Genomic DNA, 23,392 nt, shown 5'->3' with positions numbered 1-23,392 from the left:
TTCAACATTGCGTGGCAACGTAGCCGCCCGAACTGGTTCCCATTCCGGGGCCAAGTCGAGGCGGTTTTTTTGCGTTCTGCGCTGATTTGAGAAGGTGGCAAGGATGAGCATTTCGCGACGGGGATTTACCAAACGCCTGACAATGGCAGCCATGGCCGGCGTGGCCAGCCTGGCTCTTGCTGGCTGTGGTTCAAGCGACGAAGCGGGTGAGACCGTGGCCGCCGCCAACCTGGATGGTGCCATCGAAAAACCCAATCTGACGCTCGGCTTCATCAAGCTGACCGACATGGCGCCGCTGGCCATCGCGCAGGAAAAGGGCTTTTTCGCCGATGAGGGGCTGAACGTCAGCCTGGTGCCGCAGGCGAACTGGAAAGTGCTGCTGGATGGTGTGATCGGCGGACAGCTGGACGGGGCGCACATGCTGGCCGGTCAGCCGATTGCCGCCACCATCGGCTATGGCACGCAGGCCGATCTGATCGCCCCGTTGAGCATGGATCTGAACGGCAATGCCATCACCCTGTCCAACCGCGTGTGGCAGATGATCCGTGACGATCTGCCCGAGGAAAACGGCCGCCCGATCCATCCGATCTCGGCATCCTACCTGCGCCCGGTGGTCGATGCGTTCGAAGCCGAGGGCAAGACCTTCAACATGGGCATGGTCTTCCCGGTCAGCACGCATAATTACGAATTGCGCTACTGGCTGGCTGCCGGCGGCCTGAACCCCGGTTTCTACACCGATGGCGACGTGGCCGGAACGGTTGGCGCCGATGTCCAGCTGTCCGTTACCCCGCCGCCGCAGATGCCCGCCACGATGGAGGCAGGCACGATCGAGGGCTATTGCGTGGGTGAGCCGTGGAACCAGCAGGCGGTGTTCATGAACATCGGCGTGCCGGTGATCACCGATGACGAGATCTGGAACGACAATCCCGAGAAGGTCTTTGGCCTGCGCAAGGATTTTGCAGAGAAATATCCGGCCACCACTGCCGCCATGCTGCGCGCCATCATCCGCGCTCAGGAATGGCTCGATGAAGACAATGGCGCCAACCGCGCCGAAGCGGTGGAGATCCTCTCACGCTCCAACTACGTGGGCGCCGATGCAGAGGTTATCGCTGCCAGCATGACCGGCGTGTTCACCTTCGAACAGGGGGACACCCGCCCGGCAGAAGGCTTCAACATCTTCTTCGATAAATATGCCGGCTATCCCTACTATTCGGATGCCGTCTGGTACCTTACCCAGATGCGCCGCTGGGGCCAGATCGCCGAAGACAAGAGCGATGACTGGTATTTCAACACGGCCCGCGCCGTCTATCGCCCGGACCTGTACCTTGCAGCCGCCAACCAGCTTGTCGAACGCGGCGAGATCGAGGCGGATGACGTGCCGGAAACCGATGGCTTCCGCGGTCCGCAAACCGGCTTCATCGATGGCCTCACCTATAATGGCCGCACTCCCAACCAGTATCTGTCCAGCTTCAAGATCGGCTTGCAGCAGGGGCAGCGCGTGACGGCATCGGGCGTTTCAGGAACCTGATCGGGATCATGAACAAAGGAAATTCAGCAATGGCTACCGCTTTCGATGAAATGCGCCAGACCGGTGACCCGGCTCCTGCACCCAGTCAGAACCGGGCTGCCGATGATGTGGCACCGGAGGCAAAATCCACATCCCAATCCACGGCCCCATCCACGGCTCCATTGTTGGGCGGGAAGGGCCGACAAATCGCCGGACAGCTGCTGGCCCCCTTCATCGGCATCGTGCTGTTCCTGGCCATGTGGGCCGTGCTCGCCCCGCAGGTGGACACTTCGCTGGGCGCCTTGCCGGGGCCGGTGGAAGTGGCCGAGCAGGGCGTGTCCCTGTTCGATGAATGGAGCGCAGCGAAGGAACTGGAGTCCGCGTTCTACGCCGATCAGGAAGCGCGCAACGCTGCCTATATCGCTGCGGGAGAGCCGGGGCGGGTGACCGATTTCGAATATTCAGGCCCGCCCACCTTCGTGGACCAGATCATCACCTCGCTCGCCACGGTGGCGCTGGGATTTGTGCTGGCAACGCTGGTGGCTGTGCCCATCGGCCTGATTTGCGGACTTTCGCCGCTGGTCAATTCGGCCATCAATCCGCTGGTGCAGATCATGAAGCCGGTCAGCCCGCTGGCATGGCTGCCGATCGTGACCATGGTCATCTCGGCACTGGTCACCAGCGCCGATCCGATCCTGGCCAAGGCCTTCATCATCTCGGCTCTGGTGGTGATGCTGTGTTCGCTGTGGCCAACGCTGATCAATACGGCGGTGGGCACCAGCAGCATAGACAAGGACCTGCTCAACGTTGGCCGCGTGCTCAAGCTGGGCTGGTTTGCCAAGCTGACCCGCCTCGTGCTGCCCGCATCGCTGCCGTACATCTTTACCGGCATGCGCCTGTCGCTGGGCGTCGGCTGGATGGTGCTGATCGCAGCAGAGATGCTGGCGCAGAACCCGGGCCTGGGCAAATTCGTGTGGGATGAATTCCAGAACGGCTCCAGCCAGTCGCTTGCGCGGATCATGTTCGCCGTCGTTGTCATCGGCTTCATCGGCTTCGGTCTGGACCGGATCATGATGTGGCTGGAAGCGCTTGTCTCCAGGAACCGGACGATATGACCATGACCAGCCACAACAGCGCCATGCCGATCCTCTCGCTCAAAGGCGTCACCAAAAGCTACGCCGGTCAATCGGGCGAAACGAGCCATGTCCTTGGCGGGATCGACCTCGATATTGCCGAAGGCGAGTTCGTGGCCATCCTGGGGTTTTCCGGCGCGGGCAAGACCACGCTGATCAATTCCGTGGCTGGCCTTGTTGAACCCGATGGCGGCGAGATCCTGCTGCGCGGCAAGCCGATTGACGGGCCGAGCAAGGATCGCGGGCTGGTGTTCCAGTCCTACTCGCTGTTCCCGTGGCTTTCGGTGCAGGCCAATGTCGCGCTGGCGGTGGACGCGGTGCACAAGGACAAGTCTGCGGCAGAGCGCGCCGCGCTGGTGAAGCAGAAGGTCGAACTGGTCGGGCTTGGCCATGCGATGGACCGCAAGCCGGCGCAGCTTTCCGGCGGCATGCGCCAGCGTGTTGCGGTGGCGCGTGCGCTGGCGATGGAGCCGGAAATCCTGCTGCTGGATGAGCCGCTGTCCGCGCTCGATGCGCTGACCCGCGCCAAATTGCAGGATGAGATCGAACGGATCCGCAAGGAGGAGGGTCGCACCATTCTTCTCGTCACCAATGACGTGGACGAAGCGCTCCTTCTGGCCGACCGTGTCGCGGTGTTGACCCCTTCACCCGCGGCACGGATTGGCGGAATCTGGGAGGTGGACGTTGCCCGTCCGCGTGACCGTGAGGCGGTGAACGACGATCCCGGCTATCAGCGGCTGCGCAAGGAAATCGTCTCCTATCTCGGATCGCTCAATGATGAGTCCGGCACGGTGGGCGAAAGCGCGGTGGACCTGCCCAACGTCACACCGCTGGACCTGGCCCCGCCGCCGCAAGCGTACCGCGATGCGGCGCAAAGCCCGGTGACCACGCGTTTTCTGGAATTCTTCAAGCTGGACAAGGTCTATCCCACGCCGAAGGGCCCGCTCAAGGTAGTGGAGGACTTCAACCTGCTGATGAACAAGGGGGAATTCATCTCGCTCATCGGCCATTCGGGTTGCGGCAAGTCCACCGTGCTGACGATGGCTGCCGGCCTGAACGAGATTTCAGGCGGTGGCATCGTGCTCGAAAATCGCGAGATTACCGCCGCCGGGCCGGACAAGGCGGTGGTGTTCCAGTCGCCCAGCCTGATGCCATGGCTCACCGCGCGCCAGAATGTCGCGCTGGGGGTGGAGCGGGTCTATCCGCATGCCTCCCGGTCGGAACGCCGCGATATCGTCGACTATTACCTCGACCGTGTCGGTCTGGGCGATGCGAAGGACAAGATGGCGGCGGAAATGTCCAACGGCATGCGCCAGCGCGTCGGCATTGCCCGCGCCTTCGCCCTCTCGCCGCGCCTGCTGTTGCTGGATGAACCGTTCGGCATGCTCGACAGCCTGACCCGCTGGGACTTGCAGGACGTGCTGGTGGAAACATGGAACCGCACCAAGGTGACCGCGATCATGGTCACCCATGATGTGGATGAGGCGATCCTGCTGGCGGACCGGGTGGTGATGATGACCAATGGGCCGCGCGCCACCATCGGCAAGGTGCTGGAGGTTGATCTGCCGCGCCCGCGCCATCGCCGCGAACTGCTCGAACATCCCAAATTCTACAAGTACCGGCAGGAAGTGCTGCACTTCCTTGCCGAATATGATCACGGGCCAACCGCAAAGGTAGCCTGATAGTCCCTCGGGAGAGGCCGGGGATGGCAAGGGCGCCACACCCCGCGAACTGAACCACATCGCCGGCCCGAGCCGGCACAAGGCGGGCAATGGCGCTCGCCTCTCATTCCAATTCTGGATGGTGGACCATGTCGGTCCGCTCAGGGAGGTGCTCCAATGCTGAAGAAATCTTGTCTGCTCGCTGCCATTTCGGTTCTTTCCATCTCCACGCCCGCAATGGCCGGCGTGGGCGATCCGATCCCGCTGGGCGATGATCTGGTGATGGACATCACCGCCAATGCGCGCGTCCGCTATGAAACGGTCGATCAGGACAATGCGCTGGGCAATGCCGATGCGCTGACCGTGCGCGCCCGCGTTGGTGCCACCTTCAGTGCGTGGGGCATCCAGATGCTGGTGGAAGGCGAAGGCACCACTGCGCTGGTCGATGATTTCAACGATACACTGCCCGGTAACGGGGTGGAGCCGTTCTCCGTGGTTGCCGATCCTGACAATCTGGAACTCAACCGGGCGCAGATCTCCTATATGAAGGACGGCAGCGGCATCACGCTGGGCCGTCAGCGGATCATCATGGGCAATGCCCGTTTTGTCGGCAATGTCGGCTGGCGGCAGAATGAACAGACCTTCGATGCCGTCCGCGCGCAGGCCAAGCTTGGCGTGGTCAACTTCGATGGCGTCTATGCCACGTCCAACCGCACGATTTTTGGCGTGGATAGCCCCAACGAGCATTTCGACGGTGACATGTTCCTGCTCAATGCCGGTCTCGATCTTGAGGCGGTGGATGTTACCGCCTTTGCCTATATCCTGGAATTTGACACGCGCGCGGCCTTCTCCAGCGAGACGTTCGGCCTGACCGCCAGCACTGCCATTCCGCTGGGCAGCACCAATGTGACCCTGTCAGCCACCTATGCCACGCAGAGCGATGCTGATCTGAACCCGGCCAACTATACCGCCGATTTCATCAGCGTGACCGCCGGTGTGGGCGTTGCCGGTTTCAACCTGTCAGCCAATTATGAGGAGCTGGGCAGCGACGGCGGCGTGGCAGCCTTCCAGACGCCCTTGGCCACGCTGCATGCCTTTCAGGGCTGGGCGGATATCTTCCTGACCACCCCGGCGGCGGGCGTGCGCGACTATAATGCCAGCATCGCGCGCCAGTTCGCCCTGCCGGGCATCGGCAATGTCAACGCAGCGGTCGCCTATCACAAGTTCGAAAGCGATTTCGGCAGCGTCAGTTATGGCAGCGAATGGGATGCCTCGCTCGGCTTCCGCCTGGCGGGCGTGGGCATGTTGCTGAAATATGCCAATTACAATTCCAGCGGCTTTTCCGTCGATACGCAGAAGCTGTGGCTGCAGGCCGAATTCGGTTTTTGATGGTTCGTGCCGGGGAAGCGACAGGCCGATTGTTGCGGTGCAATATATTTGCTTGTCGCTTCCCACCTCGATAGTGTAGCAAAGCGAAGTACGGGAATCGCGTGGTCCAGTGTCGGACTGCCTGGAGTCGAAACCCGCCAATCTAGATGCGTGGCAGTGGAGCCGCCTGTTGAACCCTGAAGGGGGTGAGACAAGGCGGCTTTTTTGCGTGCGCTTTCGGCCCGGGAAAACCGGGTCAGGAGACAGGACATGAATGCGCAAAGCGGCTTTGCAGGGCCTCCCAAAGTGAAAGAGCGGCTGGTCGTGATCGGCAACGGCATGGCCGGGTGCCGGGCGGTGGAGGAAATCCTCGAACGCGATCCCGGTCGCTATGCCGTGACCATTTTCGGGGCCGAGCCGCGGGTCAATTACAACCGCATCATGCTCTCTCCCGTCCTCGCCGGAGAGAAGACCTTCGATGAGATCGTCATCAACGGGCAGGACTGGTACGATGACAATGGCATCACGCTGGTGGGCGGCGATCCGGTTGCCGGCATCGACCGGAAAACCCGCACGATTGTCAGCGCATCGGGGCGGGTGGAGCCGTATGACAAGCTGCTGATCGCGACCGGTTCCGATCCGTTCATCATTCCCATTCCCGGCAATGACCTGCCCGGTGTCGTGACTTTCCGCGATCTGGACGATGTCGACAAGATGCTCGCTGCCGCCGAAACCGGCGGTGATGCGGTGGTGATCGGCGGTGGCCTGCTGGGACTGGAGGCTGCGCATGGCCTCTCACTCCGCGGCATGAAGGTCACTGTCGTTCACCTGATGCCCACGCTGATGGAACGCCAGCTGGATGAAGCGGCGGGCTGGTTGCTGCGACAGGAACTGGAAAGCCGGGGCCAGACCATCCTGACCGGCGCCAACACCGGGGTGATCCACGCCGTGGAAGGACGGGTGGCGGGGATCGAGCTGGAGGACGGCACCAGGGTCAAGGCGGACATTGTGGTGATGGCCGCCGGGATCAAGCCATCCACCACGCTGGCGCGGCAGGCCGGGCTCGATTGCGAGCGTGGCATCATGGTGGATGACCACATGGTCACGTCGGACCCGGACATTCTGGCGGTGGGCGAATGCGTGCAGCATCGCGGCCTGTGCTATGGTCTGGTCGCGCCGCTGTGGGACATGTGCCGGGCACTGGCCGATCATCTGACCGATGCGCCCAGCGGCTATGAGGGATCAGTCACCTCAACCAAGCTTAAGGTTTCCGGAATCGACCTGTTTTCCGCTGGCGATTTCTCCGGCGGGGACGAGTGCGAGGACATCGTCATGCGCGATGCCGCGCGCGGCGTTTACAAGCGGCTGGTGCTGAAGGATGACAGGATCATCGGCGCGGTCCTCTATGGCGATACCGCCGATGGAAACTGGTATTTCGACCTCCTGCGAAAGGAGGAGGATGTCTCGGACATTCGTGAGGGGCTGATCTTCGGTCAGGCCTTCGCCAGCGGGGGTGCCCTTGCGGACCCTAATGCCGCCGTTGCTGCCCTTTCGGACGACGCAGAAATCTGCGGGTGCAACGGCGTTTCAAAGGGCAAGGTCGTCCAGTGCATCACCAAGGGCGCGCACAGCCTCGATGCGGTCAGGTCCACCTGCAAGGCTTCGGCCAGCTGCGGGTCCTGCACCGGGCTGGTGGAAAGCCTGCTGTCGCTGACTCTGGGGGGTGAGGTGGAAACCGGCCCCTCCACCATGTGCAAATGCACCAGCTTCACCCATGACGATGTTCGCCGCCTGATCGTGGAAAAGGGCCTGCGCGAGATTCCCGAAGTGATGCAGGAATTGCACTGGACCACGCCCGATGGCTGTTCCTCCTGCCGTCCCGCGCTCAATTACTATCTGCTGTGCGCATGGCCGGGCCAATATGTTGACGATCAGAAGAGCCGTTTCGTCAACGAACGCATGCACGCCAATATCCAGAAGGACGGCACATACTCGGTTGTCCCGCGCATGTGGGGCGGGCTGACCAATCCGCGCGAACTGCGCGCCATCGCCGATGTGGTGGAGAAGTATGATGCGCCCATGGTCAAGGTGACCGGCGGCCAGCGGCTGGATATCTTCGGCATCAAGAAGGAGGATCTGCCCGCCGTGTGGGCCGATCTGAACGCTGCCGGGATGGTCTCTGGCCATGCATACGGCAAGGCGCTGCGCACGGTGAAAACCTGCGTCGGCAGCGAATGGTGCCGCTTCGGCACGCAGGATTCCACCGGGCTGGGCGTGAAGATAGAGCACATGACCTGGGGCAGCTGGATGCCGCACAAGTTCAAGATCGCTGTCAGCGGATGCCCGCGCAATTGTGCAGAAGCGACGATCAAGGACTTCGGCATCGTCTGCGTGGACAGCGGCTATGAACTGCACATCGGCGGCAATGGCGGGATCAAGGTCCGCGCCACGGACTTCCTGTGCAAGGTGGAGACAGAAGCGCAGGCGATGGAGCACTGCGCCGCCTTCATCCAGCTGTACCGCGAAGATGCGCATTATCTGGAACGCACCGCCCCGTGGCTGGAACGCAAGGGGCTGGACTGGATCAAGGCGCAGCTGTTCGATGATCCCGAAACCATCGGCAGGCTGGCCGCGCGCTTCCGCTTTTCGCAACAGTTTTCGCAGGATGATCCCTGGGCGCAGCGCGCCGCGGGCGATCGCAAGGATTTGCACAGCCACCTGGCACAGGTGCGCCCGCTTTCGATGGAGAACGCATGATGGCTGCTGTTGGCACCTGGCTGGATATCGGCCCGACCACGCAGATCGAGGCAGGGACCGCGCGCACCTTGCCGGTGGAAGGGGGTGAGGAGATCGCCGTTTTCCACACGATGCGCGGTGAGTTCTATGCGCTGGTCAACAAATGTCCGCACAAGGCCGGACCGCTGAGCCAGGGCATCGTCCACGGCGACACGGTGTCCTGCCCCTTGCACAACTGGCGCATTTCATTGCGCACGGGCGAGGCGCAGGGAGAGGACAAGGGATGCACGCCCACCATCCCGCTCAAGCTGGATGGCGGTCGGATCTTCCTGCTGCGTGAGGCGGTTATTGCTCCTGCACATGCAGCGGCGAAAAGCGCAACCACGCCAGCCAGGGCCGCCTGACCGCATGGCGGCGATCCGCACAACCTGCGCCTATTGCGGTGTTGGCTGCGGCATCAAGGCCGCGGTCACCGGACCGCGCAGCGTAGCGATCAAGGGCGACGTGGATCACCCGGCCAATTTCGGCCGCCTGTGCTCCAAGGGCACGCACCTGGGCGAAACCGTCGGGCTTGAAGGCCGCCTGCTGCATCCGATGATCGGGCAGCAGCGGGCGAGCTGGGACGATGCGCTGGACGAAGCCGCGCTGCGGCTGCGCCAGACGATTGCCGAACACGGCCCCGATGCGGTTGGTTTCTATGTCTCGGGCCAGTTGCTGACCGAGGATTATTACGTCGTCAACAAGCTGGCCAAGGGCTTCGTCGGCACCGGCAATATCGATACCAATTCTCGCCTGTGCATGGCCAGCGCGGTCGCCGCGCATATCCGCGCATTCGGGGAGGACGTGGTCCCGTGCTCCTATGACGATATCGACCATGCGGACCTGATCGTGCTGGTCGGGTCCAACACCGCATGGTGCCACCCGATCATCTGGCAGCGCATCGAAAAGGCGCGTGAGGAGCGCGGCACGAAGCTGGTGGTGATCGATCCCCGCCGCACCGAAACCGCTGAGGGTGCCGACCTGCATATCGCGGTGCCGCCAGACGGCGATGTGGCGCTGTTCAACGCCCTTCTGGCCGCGCTGCATGACCGCGGGCTGGTGGACGGAGAGTTCCTGCAATCCAGCTGCGACGTGCCGGACGGGTTCTGGAACGGGATCGACGCCGCGCAGCACGGCATCGATGCAGTCGATTTTGCGCAGCTGGTGGAGATGGCCTGCGCCCATCCGCGCATGCTGACGATGTTCAGCCAGGGCGCAAACCAGTCTGTCAGCGGGACGGACAAGGGCAATGCCATCATCAACCTCCACCTCGCCACCGGACGGATCAATGCGCCGGGCGCAGGGCCGTTCAGCATCACCGGCCAGCCCAATGCCATGGGCGGGCGCGAAGTTGGCGGGCTGTCCAGCACGCTGGCATGCCATCTCGGCTTCTCTGCTGAAGAGCGCGCCGATGTGGCGACATTCTGGAATGCGCCCAACATCTGCGGCAAGCCCGGCCTGAAGGCTGTCGACCTGTTTCGCGCGGTTCATTCCGGCCAGATCAAGTTCCTGTGGGTGATGGCCACCAATCCCGCCGTCTCCATGCCCGATGCCGCATTCGTGCGCGAGGCGCTGCGCCGCTGTCCCACGCTGGTGGTGTCAGACATCATTGCAGGCAGCGACACCGCGCGCATGGCCGATATTCGCCTGCCAGCGCTCGGCTGGGGGGAAAAGGACGGCACCGTCACCAATTCCGAACGACGCATTTCGCGCCAGCGCGCACTTCTGCCTGCGCCGGGAGAAGCGCGCGCAGACTGGCAGATCGTGTGCGATCTTGCCGCGCGGCTGGGTCACGGCGCTGCCTTCGATTTCAGCGAGCCATCGCAGATCTTCGCCGAATATGCGGCGATGACAGCGCTCGCCCGCGATCACGGAAAGGTCCTGGACCTGACAGGCTGGGCGGATTGCACGTCCGCGCAGTATCAGGAGATGGAGCCGTTCCAGTGGGGCGGGCGGCAGCCGCTTGCTGGTGGATTCCCGCATGAAAGCGGCAGGGCGCAGCTTGTGGCTGTGCAAACGCCCGCAGCGCTGGCCACCTCCCAGGCCTATCCCTTGCAGCTCAATACCGGGCGATATCGTGACCAGTGGCACACGATGACCCGCACCGGGCTCAGCCCCAGGCTGGCATCGCACAGGCGGGAGCCATTGCTGGAAGTACACCCTGCCGATGCTGGCGATCATGGTCTTGGCGATGGCGGGCTGGCCAAGGTCAGCACTCCGTTTGGTGAGGCGGTGTACCGCGTGTGCCTTTCCGACGGACAGCGCCGGGGGGACATTTACGTGCCCATGCACTGGTCACGGCAAACCGGCGCGCACAGCGGCACGGGCGGGCTGGTCCATCCGCTGTTCGATCCCATTTCCGGCCAGCCCGGCTTCAAGAACGTGGCTGCCACCATGGCGCCGGTGGAACCGGACTGGCGCGCTTTCCTGCTGTCCCGATTGCCGCTGACCGCCGATATGCTGGCAGGCACGCTCTATTGGGCACAGTCCGCGGTCGATGGCGGCTGGCTGACCGAAATCGCCGGGGACGGGGCCGTCGCGCTCGATAATCTGTTGCCGCAAGGCGACCGCAGCGAAGTGGCCGACCGGGCGCGCGGGATGCAGCGGATTATCGTCCACGGCGCTGATGGGGACCTTGAAGCTGCGTTTTTCCTGACCCGTTCGGGCGCTTTGCCGGACCGTGACTGGATCGCGCAGCAGTTCTCCTCGCCGGGCGCAGAAATGGTGGAACTGCTCGCCGCGCGCCCGTCCACCCCCGCGCCGGATCGCGGGAAACTGGTCTGCGTGTGCCACGATGTGCGCGATCAGGAGATCGGCGCAGCCATCGAAGGCGGGGCAGATACGATCAAGGGCGTTGGTGCCTGCACCCGTGCTGGCACCAATTGCGGCAGTTGCCGCCCGATCATTGCCCGGATGATCGAGGATGCGCGCGCTCTCACCGCGCAGGCCGTCAAATGATCGGGAAGGAAAGCACCATGATTGCAAGCGGCGAAGTGTGGCTGGTCGGTGCAGGGCCGGGCGATCCGGACCTCCTGACGCGCAAGGCGGAAAAGCTGATCTGTTCTGCCAGCGTGATCTTCCATGATGCGCTGGTGGGGGCAGGCGTGCTGGCGCTGGTTCCCCCGCACGTGCGGCTGGTATCGGTGGGCAAGCGCTCTGGCCGCCATTCGAAGGACCAGAAGACCATCGATGCGCTGATTGTGGAGGCGGCCCTCGCCGGTGAACGCGTGGTGCGGCTGAAAGGCGGCGATCCCTCCATATTCGGACGCGCGAGCGAAGAACTCGAAGCCTGCCACGCTGCTGGCATAGCGGTGCACATCTGCCCCGGTGTTACCGCCGCCAGCGCGGCGGCTGCTGGCCTCGGCCTGTCGCTCACGCTGCGCGGTCTGGCGCGGCGGCTGACCTTTGTCACCGCGCATACGGTCAAGGGCCAGGTGGTATCGCTCGACTGGGCGGCGCTGGCCGATCCCGAAGCGACCTTGGCCATCTATATGGGCAAGGCCGCCGCGCCGCAGGTATCCGCCGGACTGATCGCGGCGGGGCTGGCTCCGGATACTCCCGTCGCTCTGGTGGAAAATGCCAGCCTGGACGGGGAGAGCCATTTCTTCACCCGGCTGGACCTGCTTCCGCTGGCCGCGCGCACGGCGCTGGCGGGCGGGCCTGCGGTGATCCTGATTGGCCGCGCACTGGCCGGAAGGCATGGGCATGGCGCGAAATCTGCCGCCACGCAGGCTGCCGGGGCGACTGTGCCTGTCCTGCACGGGCGCTGATCCACAGGTCAGCCGGGTCCCACCATCGTTTGCCACTTGCCCCGCGCCTATGGCATAGTGCGCACAGGCAAGGGAGTATTCTCGATGATGCGGTCTCGCGTTCAAGGGTTTCTGGCCGGCGTTGTTCTTGGCACCAGTGCCATCGCGGTGATTTCGCTGGGGTCCGTCCCTGCGCGCGCGGAAACGCTGGAGGAGCTTGATGCCCTTTCCGACCTGACCGCCGATGAGGCGACCGGCATCGCCGCTGCCCGCGATCAGGCCACGCGCGGCCAGTTGCTCGATGCGCTGGCCACGCTGGAGCGCGTTCTCGCCGTCTTCCCCACTTCGCAGAACGCGCTGCTGATGCATGCGCTTTACCTGTGCCAGATAGATGACCGGCAGGGCGGGCTGGTGGAAATCGGCAAGCTGAAGGAAAAGAAATTCGGCGCGCAGGTGCTGTCTGATGCGCGCGCCCAGTGCCAGCGCGGCGGGGGAGCCTGATCATGGCAAGACCCAACCGTTTTCTCACCCTGCTGGCCTGTGGCAGCATGCTCTCCTCCACGCTTCTGGCCGCGCCGGCAGCCGCGCAGCGGGTGGAAGTGGGCAATGCCGCCACTGTGGTGGGCGAGGTGCGGCTGAGCAATGACCAGATCAGGAACCCGCAGGAGATACAGCGCCGCCAGCGCCTCGCCTGGGGCGATCAGATCGACACCGGCAGACGCTCGCAATTGCAGATATTGCTGCTCGACCGCTCCACCTTCGGCATTGGTGCGCGATCCAGCATGCGGATCGATCGCTTCGTCTATGACCCTGAAGAAGGGCGATCGATGTTCGTCACCTTCATCAAGGGCGCGCTGCGGTATTTTTCCGGCAGGCAGGAGGGGGAAAACACCGCCGATATCCAGACCCCGTCCGGCCGCATCGGTATTCGCGGCACCGCGCTGGACGTGCTTGTGGGCAAGGATGCCGAGAACATCGCCGAGGATGAGCAATTCGTCGGCAACGTGCGCAGCAATGACGATGAAGCCACTCTGGTGGTCCTGCGCGGACCTGGTGCGCAGACGGCTGGCGAGCTGACCGTCGGACTGGTGGAGGTGGAGGCCGCAGGCGTGACCGTGGTGCTGGATCAGCCGGGGCTGGCCGCATATATCCCGCGCAACGGTGCGCCGCCTATCGGGCCATTCCGGATATCGGATGCAGGTCTGGCCAAGGTGCAGGACGAGATTTCCCCGTCGGTCGCGCGCGCTGCCGATGGCGGCGGATTGCTGGATACGCTGCTGCCGGTTGCCGTTGGTGCCATTGCGGTTGGTGTACTGGTGGCGACAACCGGCGGTGGTGATGATGACCGTCCCCCCACGCAGGGCAGCGGGCAGACCCCGGATACAGCCGGCCAGCCCGGCGCCAATGATTATCCCGATTACCCTCCAAACACTGCCGGAACCAGCCCGAACAGCACCAGTGACACGGGCGGATCGAACAACCAGATCGATTGACGCAGGACGGCGGGTAGTGAGCAACGAATAGGCGGAGGCTATTTCTCCGTCGCCTGGAAAACGCCGTCCCAGCCTTCTCCCGGCGGGGCAGCGCGCAGCGCAGCGATGCGCCGGGCAAACAGGCTGTGCAGGCCGGGAACGCACAAGGCCTGATAATCGGCCAGACCGCCTGCCAGCGCCGTCTCCGCCGCGTCCCATTGCTGCGCGCGGTATGCTGCCAGCATGGCCGCATGCGCCCGTGCCAGCCGGATAAAGCGCTCGTCCGCCAGCAGATCCGCGTCACCCAGCAGGGCGAACAGCTTGGCGGGCGCGGCGCGGCCGACCACGCGCACATTGTCGATCTCGAACACAGCGAAGCCGTCCAGCTTCTGCACCAGCGCGTTGCCGGCGATGATCGGTACGCCATATTGCTTGGTCAGCCCCTCCAGCCGCGCGGCGACGTTCACCGTGTCACCGATCAGCGAATAGGACAGCCTCTGGCGCGATCCCATATTGCCCACGCAGCACAGGCCTGAATTGAGGCCGATGCCGATCTTCACCTCTCCCGGCCAGACAGCCCCTTCGCGGCCCGGCATGGTGCGGTTCAGCTCATTGGTGGCGGCGATCATCGCCAGGGCAGCGCGTGCGGCGTTGCGGTGATGGTCCGGATCGTCGAGCGGGGCGTTCCAGAAAGCGAGGATGGCATCGCCGATATACTTGTCCAGCGTGGCCCGGTGGGCGAGCAATATGTCGCTCATCGGGGTGAGGAAATCGATCAGGAAATCGATCACCTGACGCGGGGAATAGCGCTCTGAAATGCTGGAGAAGCCGCGGATGTCACACATCAGCACGCTCATGTCGCGCTCCTCCCCGCCCAGTTCCAGCTTGCTGGGATCGGCGGCGATCTGGCGGACCATTTCGGGCGAGAGGAAACGGTCGAAGGCCGCGTGGATATAGCTGCGCTGGCGCTCCTCGCGGTAGAACACCATCACCGTCTGCACGCCATAGATTACCACCAGCGCCAGCACCGGATAGGTGGGATCGAGCAGGTAATTCGCGCTGGTGAAGGCAAACCAGCTGCCCGCCGCCACCGCCGCCATTCCCGCCATTGCCGCCAATGCCCCCAGCGCCGCGCCCAGCCGGGGCAGCAGCAGCGCCAGCCCTGCGCCCAGCAGCACCACCAGCACGCGTTCAAGGCCGATGGCCCAGTCTGGCCGCTCCAGAAAATGGCCGGACAGGATCTGCTCCGCCGCTGCGGCGTGGACGGTCACACCCGCAATCCGCTCGCTCAGCGGAGTGGAGACGAGGTCCTGCAGGCCCACCGCGCTGCCGCCGACGAAGACGATCTTGCCCGCCACCTCCCGCGCCAGATCCTGATCGCTCAGGGCGCCGCTGATGATCGGTCCGGCGGGGATCATCTTGCGCTGGCCCGGTTCGGGATAATGCACCCACATCTCGCCTGCGTCATTCACCGGTATCTCTATGCCATCCAGCCGCACGGACACTGCCGCGCCGGGGGCAGAGGCGTTCTCCCCGCTACCATCGCTGGCCACCAGATTGGGCGATCCGGCATCGCGCGCCACGCGCACCGCTTCCAATGACAGCGACGGAACCAGCACTCCGCGATGGATGGCCACCAATGGCACGCGCCGCACGATCCCGTCGGCATCGTTATCCAGGCTGAGCGAGCCATTGCCCGCCGCCGCCTGCTCCAGCACCGGCAGCGGCTGCAAGGATCCGGCATAGCTTCTGACATGCGCCGTTGGCAGCGATCCGTGTAGGGTGAAGCTGGCCACAGGCTCGATATCGCGGCCACGCTGCGCTGCTTCCAGGAAGAAACCGGTCACCACCGGCACGGTGGAGAAACTCTCGGCGAACAGCGCATCATTGCTGGGCAGGCCGGCCAGAGCCTCGCTCAATGCCGTGCCGCGGCCCAATTGTTCATAGCGCGCGGCGATGTTGGCGGGCGATGTCCGGTCAGCTTCCGAGAACACGATGTCATAGGCGACCACCGCCGCCCCGGCCTCTCCCAACCGGCGGGTAAGCTGCGCCAGTTCGGTGCGCGGCCACGGCCACTGGCCCAGCTGCGCAATCGCCTCCTCGTCTATGTCGACAACGGCCACGCCCTGGGGTGCGCTATCCTGATTGGGAGCCAGCACCTGAAACGCATCGAATATCTGCATGCGCACACGCTGCAGCGGTGCGCTGTCCGCCAGTTGCAGCAACACCACCAATGCCAGCGCGGAAAAGCCGGCCAGTTGCGGCCCAAACTTCTCCAGCCGTGCAAGAAATGCTGCCATTGGCCCTCCCCACGGGCGATCAGGCAAACAGCGTATGATCGCGCGGAGGCAGCGTATGATCGCACGGAGGCGAATGCAAATCCCATGACAGACTGGCACAGTATTCCGTGCCCGCCGCCACCAACTCCGGGCGGTTCCAGTATACCGGGCAGGCATGGCTTCCCGAACTGGGCCTCTATTATTATAAGGCGCGCATGTACTCGCCCACGCCAGGCCGCTTCATGCAGACCGATCCGATTGGCTATGCCGACGGGATGAACATTCCCAATATTTTCTTCCAAGCTCCGAGGAATAATGACAATTCGGTTGCTCCTTCTGAGGCGCCGTGAAGTGATGACATCTGCTCCATTCAAGAGCGACGTCAGCGACACGAGGATGCTGTAGCAGAATCTGCGCTTGCCGTCCGTTCCCCTGGTTACTTAATTGTAACAAATGTTTCCTTTCGCGTGATTTTTTTAGGGACCAGACGGAAATTTGATTTCACCGCCAAGTTGTCGAGCAGTTGCCGACTTCGTCGCTTATCGTCCAGGTGCCGAGGGTCCTGGCAGTAGGTTTATCGTAGAAGTGAAGACGGGCAATGCATGCCTAAGCGCCAATCAAAGCCAAGTGTATCCAGATGATGGATCAAGGATTTTACTCCCAGTAGGAGCAAAAGCATTCGCCGCAGGCTACGAACCTGGCGCACCAATATTCACGCTGCCGATTGATTTAAAAATTGAAAGATGCCCATAAATTGAAATTGGACATGAACAAATACGAGCAATTCTTAGACGGGTTAGGCATGACATTGTGCCTAAGGAGCTTCACCGATTTTGGAGAGGTCTTCGTCCGGGCAATTGACCAAAACTTCTCATACCAAATTGTAATTAGTGGGAATGCGCGATTTCTAGAGATTTTGATGCAGATTACGATGAATGAAAAGCGAGGTGGAGTATTGCGAACTGCTGCTGACATCGCGCGTCAGAAGCAGATCGACTGTTATCCAAGCACTCCAATTCTAACGCGTTCGTTTTCTGATATGAAAACGAATATGTCTCTAGCTCAAGCCTATCAATCTGCCAATCTTGATTACTTATCTGCACATACTGACGAAATCTGCGATCTTTTGGAGGTTGCTCAAGAGCAATTTACAGATCCAGAATCAGAGAAAACGGGATGGAATTTCTCGCACGTTCCCAAAAGTCGGAAGGAGTATTTTGAGTCCGTATACAATTACCACAAATCCGAATGATGCTGGAGTTGAATTTTTCTGCGACTCCAAAAGAGTCACGGTGACAGGTGCAATAATCCCTAATTATCAACGCTCTGCGGAGGCAGCGATATTCGCATCAACACCTATGATGATTATGGCGTGCCCGCCGCCCCCAACTCTGGGCGGTTCCAGTATACCGGGCAGGCATGGCTTCCCGAACTGGGCCTCTATTACTATAAGGCGCGCATGTACTCGCCCACGCCAGGCCGCTTCATGCAGACCGATCCGATTGGCTATGCCGATGGAAGTGTGGTAGCCGATATTATCGTGATTGGTTGCAGGAACTACAATTCTGTTCCGCTCGGTGGCGGGTTTGGCGGAGCCGGATTGTTTGGTTTCTCAGATCCATTTGACGGCCATCTTGCCGAGTATGAAGAGCAATTGGCTCGAGATACAATTGTAGTAACGGCTAAGCGAGATGATGGGCCCACAGTCTTTGTCACGGCTGATGCCGTGGCGCCGCAAAGTGTTGAGGCTGAGCTTCCTTATGACCGGCGACCTGGGTCTAACAATGTCTTAGATGGGTGCACCGGAGTGCCGGACATTTTTCCTCGGTCGTGCGCTGCACATGATGTCTGCTACCAAACGCGGGGAATTCCTCGGGGCCAATGTGATCGAGAATTTCACGCCAATATGCATGTGGAAAGGCCGGAACTATTCGAGCCGCTTCTACGCCCACCTAGCTCTCCCAATATTACTCCCGTTGCGCCTCAAGAAACCTATTTCGTAGGTGTGCGGCTCTTTGGGGGGGATTGCAAGGTAGCTAGGCGGGTTGTTTGAATAATCCAATCGGAACATGGGCATGGATTTAGCCGCTTACGCCGTTGCTGTTGTTATGTCGGTCATCTCGGTGACGGTGTTCAGGATGATCACAAGTATACGATGGGCAGTTAAGCTGCCTCTCGCCGTTATTTCTGCTTTGACCGTAACGGAGATCATTGCCGTTGGCTTCATATACCCCTCCATAGGTTCCACCTATGGCATCGCAATCATGTTTCATCTTATCGTCATATCGATTACCGCCCTCGTCACCTTTGGTATTTTGTCGCAGCGAACACATTCGAATGACAAAAGTTGAAAAGATATTATTGGCCTTATGGTTGTTCGTTGAGCTTCCATACATTGCTGCTGGATGGATATACAACGGAGGGATCGGTCTGTATCTTCTTCGAAGAGACCCTAATCAATTTGACGTTGTAGATATTTCAGTAGAGATTCTAGTCTCTTACGGGATACCAATTTACATAGCTCTGGCGATATCGATCAGGTTCATCCGCCGTTGAAGTTATCACGATCGACTACCGAACCGCGCCGCAAAGTGTGAATGTGGGTGATAGCTGGGCAAACCTGCCTGCGGCTCATGATCCACGTGTCCAACAGCGCGCCATTAGTGCACTCAATAGTTCGCTATCTAATTACGGTGACAGGTGCAATAACCCCCAATAATTGACGCTCCGCGGAGGCCGCGCTCTTCGCTCCCAACGGCTCGGCTTCCTCGCATTGTCCTTCCCGGTATTCCGCATCATGTCACCCAGCGCGGTAGCCGGCGTGAGCAGACGTTTTTTGAGGACGGCGATTATGCGCTCTATCTCGATCTTGTGGCCGATGCTTTGGAGGCAGGCGACCGAATTGAACGGATCGGCCTTGCGCGCCCAGCCTGTCAAAGTCGCACCCGGCACGCCATTGTTTGACAGGCATCGGGCCCCAACCTAGACCTTTCGCGAATGCCTGCCAAAGGCATGAGGGAGAGGGGAATGCTCGAGGTTTTGACCTGGGAGCCTGACGCCAATTCGGGCAAGCCGCTGCTTTGCCTGCATGACAAGGGCGTGCCTTTCACCCACCGCTATATCGACATGGGGCAGGGCCGGCATGTCTCTCCCGAATTTCTCGCCATCGATCCTGCCGCGACGATCCCGGCAGTGGCGCACATGCCAATCATTGCCGCGATGGGTCCGGAACTGTGCCGCTGAGGCTGACCGGGAACTGAGTTTGGGGGGAGAGCCGATGGCGAGTGTTGTTGCACATGTTGTTGCACAGGGGGAGAGCGCTTTGCCGCGCGGGCAAGAGCCGTATCCGCCCTCTGGCCAGGGCTGGTATGCGGTTGGCATATTGGCGCTCACCACCACCTTCGCCATGCTGGACCAGGGCATTTTGGGTCTGCTGATCCAGCAGATCATCGTCGATTTCGGGCTGACAGACACGCAGGCAAGCCTGCTGCTGGGTCCGGCCTTCGTGCTGTTTTATGTGGTGCTGGGCGTGCCCCTGTCGGTGCTGATCGATCGCTGGCGGCGCACATGGATCATCTCTGTGGGCATTTTCGTGTGGAGCGCGGCCACGGCAGCCTGCGGACTGGCGAGCAACTTTGTCCAGCTGTTCATCGCCCGCTTCGTGGTGGGCGCGGGTGAGGCGGTGAACGGCCCGGCGGCCTATTCCATCGTGGCCGATTACTTCCCGCGTGACAAATTGCCGCGCGCGGTGGCGACCTTGCAGATCGGCTCTGTCGCGGGCAGCGGATTGTCGCTGCTGCTGGGCGGGGCGATGATCTGGATGGTTGCCAATATCGGCAATCCGGTGCTGCCGCTGGTCGGCCAGTTGCAGCCCTGGCAGGTGGTGTTCCTGGGCGTTGGCCTGCCGGGCATACTGGTCTCGCTGCTGTTGCTGACGGTCAAGGAACCGCCGCGCCGGATGATCAGGTCGCAGGTCTCGCAGGTTCCGGTGATCGGCGCGGTCAAATATATGTGGGCCAAGTTCCCCATATTCGGCCCGATGTTCATCGGCCTCACGCTCGGCTCGCTCGATGCCGGCGGGCGGGCATGGGGGGCCGCATTCTTTGAACGCACCTATGGCTGGCCGCCGTCCACATATGGCATGGTATCGGGCGTGGTCTCCATCGTGGCGATGCTGCTGGGGCTGTATCTGGGCGCCAAATGGGTCGACTGGTTCCAGGCGCGCGGCAAGATGGACGGGGCCTATCGCGTCATTCTCTACACCCGCTTCTTCGCCATTCCCTTCGCCATTCTGATGCCGATGATGCCCACACCCGAACTGGCGGTGGCGTTCAACGCGGTGGCCATGCTGACGCTGGGGATGACCGGGCCGATGCTGAATGCGGTGATGCTGATCATCACCCCCAATCAGGTGCGCGGGCAGGTGATGGCGCTGTACCTGTTCATCTTCACCGTGATTGGCCAGGGCCTCTCACCGGTGATTACCGGGGCGACCACCGATTACATCTTCACGTCGCCCGATGACCTGCGCTGGTCGATCATGCTGTTGCACATCATCTTCCTGCCCGCCGCACTGGTGGTGACATGGCTGGGGCTGAAGCCGTTCCGGCAGGAAGTGGACCGGCTCAATGCCGAAGATGCGGCTGAAGCTGCAAGCGCATGACCGGCGCTTCACGGTGGTGGATGAGGAGCGCCAGCAAGCCTTCGCTTTCGCCTGATCCAGGGTGGCTTGGTCAAAGACCGCCGAAGTTATTTCTCTGAATAGATCGGGCTTCCCACCAGGCCGGGTATCAAATCCTGCGCGGTCCTGGTGCGTGCTGCGTCCTCGCCCATCGCGCGCATCACCGCATCGAAACGCTGCTGCACGCCGGGGCGATATTCGGGCGCGGTGAAGATGTAGAGCGCATTGTCCCTGATTCCCTGCAGCACGATTTCGCCCGCTTCTTCCGGGCTGGCGGTCAGGCTTTGCAGCCGTGCCAGATCATCCTCGCTGAAATTGAAACCGGGCGGCGGGCCGCTGGGCGCGTCTTCCTGCTGCGCGTTGGCAAAGCGACCGGGACGGGTGGCCTCATAATCGCGGAGATTGCTGCGCACCCCGCCGGGGCAGAATGCCGATACGCCTATGCCTTCGGGTGCCAGCTCAGCGCGCAGGGCTTCGGAAAAGCCGACCACGGCAAACTTGGTCGCCACATAGATCCCGGCACCGCTATATTGCAGAATGCCGGCCATGCTGGCGGTATTGACCACGTGCCCGCCTTCACCATGCGCGCGGATGCGCGGCAGCCATGTGTGCACGCCGTTGAACAGCGAATTGATGTTGATATCGACCGCCCAGTCCCAGTCCTGATAGCTGGCCTTGCCGATGGATTTGGCCATGCCGATCCCGGCATTGTTGCACAGCACGTGCAGATTGCCCAAGGCGCTCTCCACCTGCTGTGCGGCTTCTTCATAGGCGTCACGGTCGGTGACATCGAGCGTGAGGAAAATGGCATTGTTCGCCAGCCCCGCATCGGCCATTTCCGCGCGCGCCTGATCCAGATGATCCTCGCGAATATCGGCGATGGCCACTTTCATGCCGGCCCCGGCGAAGGACTTGGCCATGCCCAGCCCGATGCCGCTGGCGCCGCCGGTGACAAAGGCGGTCTTGCCCGCAACATCCTTCATGACCGGCGCTCCCCGTCCGCAACATCGCCCAGCGCATCGGCCACGGCCCTGGCTTCCGCAGTCATCTTCGCGCGGCGCAATTCGCCTTCCCTGCGCCTGTCGTCGATTTCATAATCGGTGGGGAAGGCGGCCAGCATCTCGTCAAAATAGGCGGCCACTTCATCGCGAAATTCGCCGTGGGGGAAGATATACAGCTGGTTGTCCTCTATCGCGCGGGCCACGATTTCACCGATTTCGGCGGTCGACATGCCTGCCTCTATCGGATCGCGCTTTTCGCTGCTGACAGCTTCGCCCCCATGCGCCTTGCGGTACAGATCGCCCGCCGTCATGGCGCGCGTCTGGGTCATGCCAGGGCACAGCACTGACGCGCCGATCCTGTATGGTGCCAGCGCCAGCCGCAGCGCATCCGTCATGCCCCTGATGGCGAATTTGCTGGTGGCATATATGCCCGCAAATGCGGGGACCGGGATCATGCCCGCCATCGAACTGGTGTTGACCACATGCCCGCCTTCGCCGTGCGCCTTCATGCCGGGCAGGAAGGTGATCAGGCCGTTGATCGTGCCGCCAAGGTTGACGTCCATCACATAGTCCCAGTCTTCGTAGGAAGCCTCGTCAATCGGATTGCGCTGGCTGACCCCCACATTGTTGCACAGCACGTGCACATTGCCGAAAGTGGCGGCGGTGCGCTGCTGCGCATCGGCCATGGCGGCGCGGTCGGTCACATCCAGTTGCAGGCACATCACCCGGTTGGTGTGGCCCAGTTCACCCGCGGCTTCATCCAGATGGTTTTGCAGCAGGTCCGCCAGCACCACATTCATGCCGCGAGCCAGGAAGGCGCGGGCCATGCCAAGGCCAATCCCGCTGCCACCGCCGGTGATAACGGCCGTCCTGCCGGAGAATTCGCGCATCAATCCCTCTCCCGTGCGGCTTGTCTTGCCACGTGCTCACACACTAAGATGAAAGCAGCTGATTGCCACAAGGAAAATCGGCCGGAATATCGGGGACGGGGAATGCTTTCACTTTACCATTTCGGACCAGTGGCCAATTCACTTACCCCGCTATTGTGCCTGCTGGAAAAGGGGCTGGCATTTGAAAACCGCCTGCTCAATTCTCGCAATTGGGAGCATCACGATCCCGCCTTCCGCAAGATCAGCCCCGAAGGCATGGTGCCGGTGCTGGTGCATGACGGGCGCGTGGTGCGCGAATCCACCGTGATCAATGAATATCTGGAGGATGTCTTCACCGACAATCCGCTGCGCCCCGCCGATATGTGGGAGCGAGCGGAAATGCGCGTGTGGACCAAATATGTGGATGAGTATTTCTGCCCCGCGCTCACCGTGCTGGGCGCACATGGCGCAACGCCCTTTGCATCGAAGATAGACAAGGCGGAAATGGCGCAGCGGCTGGCCAACATGCCCAATGCCGAAGTGCGCGCAAAGTGGGAGAAAGTGTCCAGCACCGGCTTCAGCGAGGCAGAGCTGGAGGACGCGCGCCGCCGCCTCGGCAATGTGGCGTACAAGCTGGAGGGGCAGCTGGCGCACGGGCAGGACTGGCTGCTGGGCGAGCAATATACGCTGGCCGATATCAAATGGTATTCGATGGTGCCCGGCCTGCCGCGCATGATGCCCGCTATCTGCAACCCGGAGGCAACGCCTGCGATCATGGCCTGGCTGGAGCGTATGGTCGGCCGCGAGGCGGTGCGGCAGCTGGAGGGTTTCCACCCCTAGCTGCGCGCTCCTGCATCAAGGGCCGCTTTGCGCATTGCCCTTTGTCCGCCTTCAATG

20 protein-coding genes are annotated in these 23,392 nt (G+C 62.0%); 17 read left to right on the top strand and 3 right to left on the bottom strand.

Features of this window, described 5'->3' with window-relative positions; translation table 11 throughout:
* The first annotated feature begins 103 nt into the window (after positions 1-103).
* The 10 genes from GRI32_RS05000 (at position 104) to GRI32_RS04955 (ending at position 13,686) form a co-directional block, all read left to right on the top strand.
* Positions 104-1,528: a CmpA/NrtA family ABC transporter substrate-binding protein gene (locus GRI32_RS05000; protein WP_202385935.1), complete on the top strand. Its 1,425-nt coding sequence runs from the start codon at positions 104-106 to the stop codon at positions 1,526-1,528.
* A 29-nt stretch (positions 1,529-1,557) separates the two neighbouring features.
* Positions 1,558-2,622 (top strand): ABC transporter permease, encoded by a 1,065-nt coding sequence (locus GRI32_RS04995; RefSeq protein WP_237437381.1) that lies wholly within the window; start codon positions 1,558-1,560, stop codon positions 2,620-2,622.
* The gene (locus tag GRI32_RS04990) at positions 2,619-4,322 is read left to right on the top strand and encodes an ABC transporter ATP-binding protein (protein ID WP_237437380.1); all 1,704 of its coding nucleotides are present in this window, start codon (positions 2,619-2,621) and stop codon (positions 4,320-4,322) included. The genes GRI32_RS04995 and GRI32_RS04990 overlap by 4 nt, the downstream gene beginning before the upstream one ends.
* Positions 4,323-4,478: 156 nt before the next feature.
* A complete protein-coding gene (locus tag GRI32_RS04985) occupies positions 4,479-5,690 on the top strand; it encodes an alginate export family protein (RefSeq protein WP_160590044.1) in 1,212 nt (403 codons plus the stop codon).
* A 249-nt stretch (positions 5,691-5,939) separates the two neighbouring features.
* Entirely contained in the window at positions 5,940-8,426 is a 2,487-nt protein-coding gene (gene nirB, locus GRI32_RS04980; protein WP_160590042.1) for a nitrite reductase large subunit NirB, read from the top strand.
* Positions 8,423-8,809 carry a nitrite reductase small subunit NirD gene (nirD, locus tag GRI32_RS04975; RefSeq protein WP_237437379.1) on the top strand — a complete coding sequence of 129 codons (387 nt, stop codon included), beginning with the start codon at positions 8,423-8,425 and terminating at the stop codon, positions 8,807-8,809. Before nirB ends, nirD begins: the two co-directional genes overlap by 4 nt.
* A gap of 4 nt (positions 8,810-8,813) precedes the next feature.
* Positions 8,814-11,402, top strand: coding sequence for a nitrate reductase (locus GRI32_RS04970; protein ID WP_160590041.1), 2,589 nt, complete (start codon positions 8,814-8,816; stop codon positions 11,400-11,402).
* 17 nt (positions 11,403-11,419) lie between these two features.
* Positions 11,420-12,214, top strand: coding sequence for a uroporphyrinogen-III C-methyltransferase (gene cobA, locus GRI32_RS04965; protein ID WP_160590039.1), 795 nt, complete (start codon positions 11,420-11,422; stop codon positions 12,212-12,214).
* 84 nt (positions 12,215-12,298) lie between these two features.
* Positions 12,299-12,694, top strand: a complete 396-nt coding sequence (locus tag GRI32_RS04960; RefSeq protein ID WP_160590038.1) for a hypothetical protein — start codon at positions 12,299-12,301, stop codon at positions 12,692-12,694.
* A 2-nt stretch (positions 12,695-12,696) separates the two neighbouring features.
* Entirely contained in the window at positions 12,697-13,686 is a 990-nt protein-coding gene (locus tag GRI32_RS04955; RefSeq protein ID WP_160590037.1) for a FecR family protein, read from the top strand.
* Between the two features lie 38 nt (positions 13,687-13,724).
* Here the strand turns inward: GRI32_RS04955 and GRI32_RS04950 are convergent, their stop codons facing one another.
* A complete protein-coding gene (locus GRI32_RS04950) occupies positions 13,725-15,965 on the bottom strand; it encodes a CHASE2 domain-containing protein (protein WP_160590035.1) in 2,241 nt (746 codons plus the stop codon).
* Positions 15,966-16,072: 107 nt separating this feature from the next.
* Here GRI32_RS04950 and GRI32_RS04945 point away from each other — a divergent pair, with 107 nt between their 5' ends.
* The 6 genes from GRI32_RS04945 to GRI32_RS04920 all read left to right on the top strand — a co-directional run bounded on the left by GRI32_RS04945 (position 16,073) and on the right by GRI32_RS04920 (position 20,607).
* Complete coding sequence (locus GRI32_RS04945) at positions 16,073-16,294, top strand: RHS repeat-associated core domain-containing protein (protein ID WP_337190155.1); 222 nt, start codon at positions 16,073-16,075, stop codon at positions 16,292-16,294.
* Between the two features lie 416 nt (positions 16,295-16,710).
* Positions 16,711-17,196, top strand: a complete 486-nt coding sequence (locus tag GRI32_RS04940; protein WP_160590034.1) for a hypothetical protein — start codon at positions 16,711-16,713, stop codon at positions 17,194-17,196.
* Between the two features lie 90 nt (positions 17,197-17,286).
* Positions 17,287-17,997 carry an RHS repeat-associated core domain-containing protein gene (locus GRI32_RS10685; RefSeq protein ID WP_337190162.1) on the top strand — a complete coding sequence of 237 codons (711 nt, stop codon included), beginning with the start codon at positions 17,287-17,289 and terminating at the stop codon, positions 17,995-17,997.
* A 22-nt stretch (positions 17,998-18,019) separates the two neighbouring features.
* Positions 18,020-18,295 (top strand): hypothetical protein, encoded by a 276-nt coding sequence (locus tag GRI32_RS04930; protein WP_160590032.1) that lies wholly within the window; start codon positions 18,020-18,022, stop codon positions 18,293-18,295.
* 676 nt (positions 18,296-18,971) lie between these two features.
* Entirely contained in the window at positions 18,972-19,187 is a 216-nt protein-coding gene (locus GRI32_RS04925; RefSeq protein ID WP_160590030.1) for a glutathione S-transferase N-terminal domain-containing protein, read from the top strand.
* A 34-nt stretch (positions 19,188-19,221) separates the two neighbouring features.
* Positions 19,222-20,607, top strand: coding sequence for an MFS transporter (locus GRI32_RS04920; RefSeq protein WP_160590028.1), 1,386 nt, complete (start codon positions 19,222-19,224; stop codon positions 20,605-20,607).
* Between the two features lie 86 nt (positions 20,608-20,693).
* Here GRI32_RS04920 and GRI32_RS04915 read toward each other — a convergent pair whose 3' ends face one another.
* Positions 20,694-21,608: an SDR family NAD(P)-dependent oxidoreductase gene (locus GRI32_RS04915; protein WP_160590027.1), complete on the bottom strand. Its 915-nt coding sequence runs from the start codon at positions 21,606-21,608 to the stop codon at positions 20,694-20,696.
* A complete protein-coding gene (locus GRI32_RS04910; RefSeq protein ID WP_160590025.1) occupies positions 21,605-22,516 on the bottom strand; it encodes an SDR family NAD(P)-dependent oxidoreductase in 912 nt (303 codons plus the stop codon). The genes GRI32_RS04915 and GRI32_RS04910 overlap by 4 nt, the downstream gene beginning before the upstream one ends.
* A gap of 102 nt (positions 22,517-22,618) precedes the next feature.
* On the opposite strand from GRI32_RS04910, the gene GRI32_RS04905 reads away from it, so the two are divergent.
* On the top strand, positions 22,619-23,335 hold the full coding sequence (locus GRI32_RS04905; RefSeq protein WP_160590023.1) for a glutathione S-transferase family protein: 717 nt from the start codon (positions 22,619-22,621) through the stop codon (positions 23,333-23,335).
* The last annotated feature ends 57 nt before the right edge of the window (positions 23,336-23,392 follow it).

The sequence above is a fragment of the Alteraurantiacibacter aestuarii genome (assembly GCF_009827405.1).
In the GTDB taxonomy this organism is placed as follows: Bacteria; Pseudomonadota; Alphaproteobacteria; order Sphingomonadales; family Sphingomonadaceae; genus Alteraurantiacibacter; species Alteraurantiacibacter aestuarii.
Note: the sequence above shows the minus strand (reverse complement) of the source record. Positions and strands in the feature narration are given on the sequence as shown.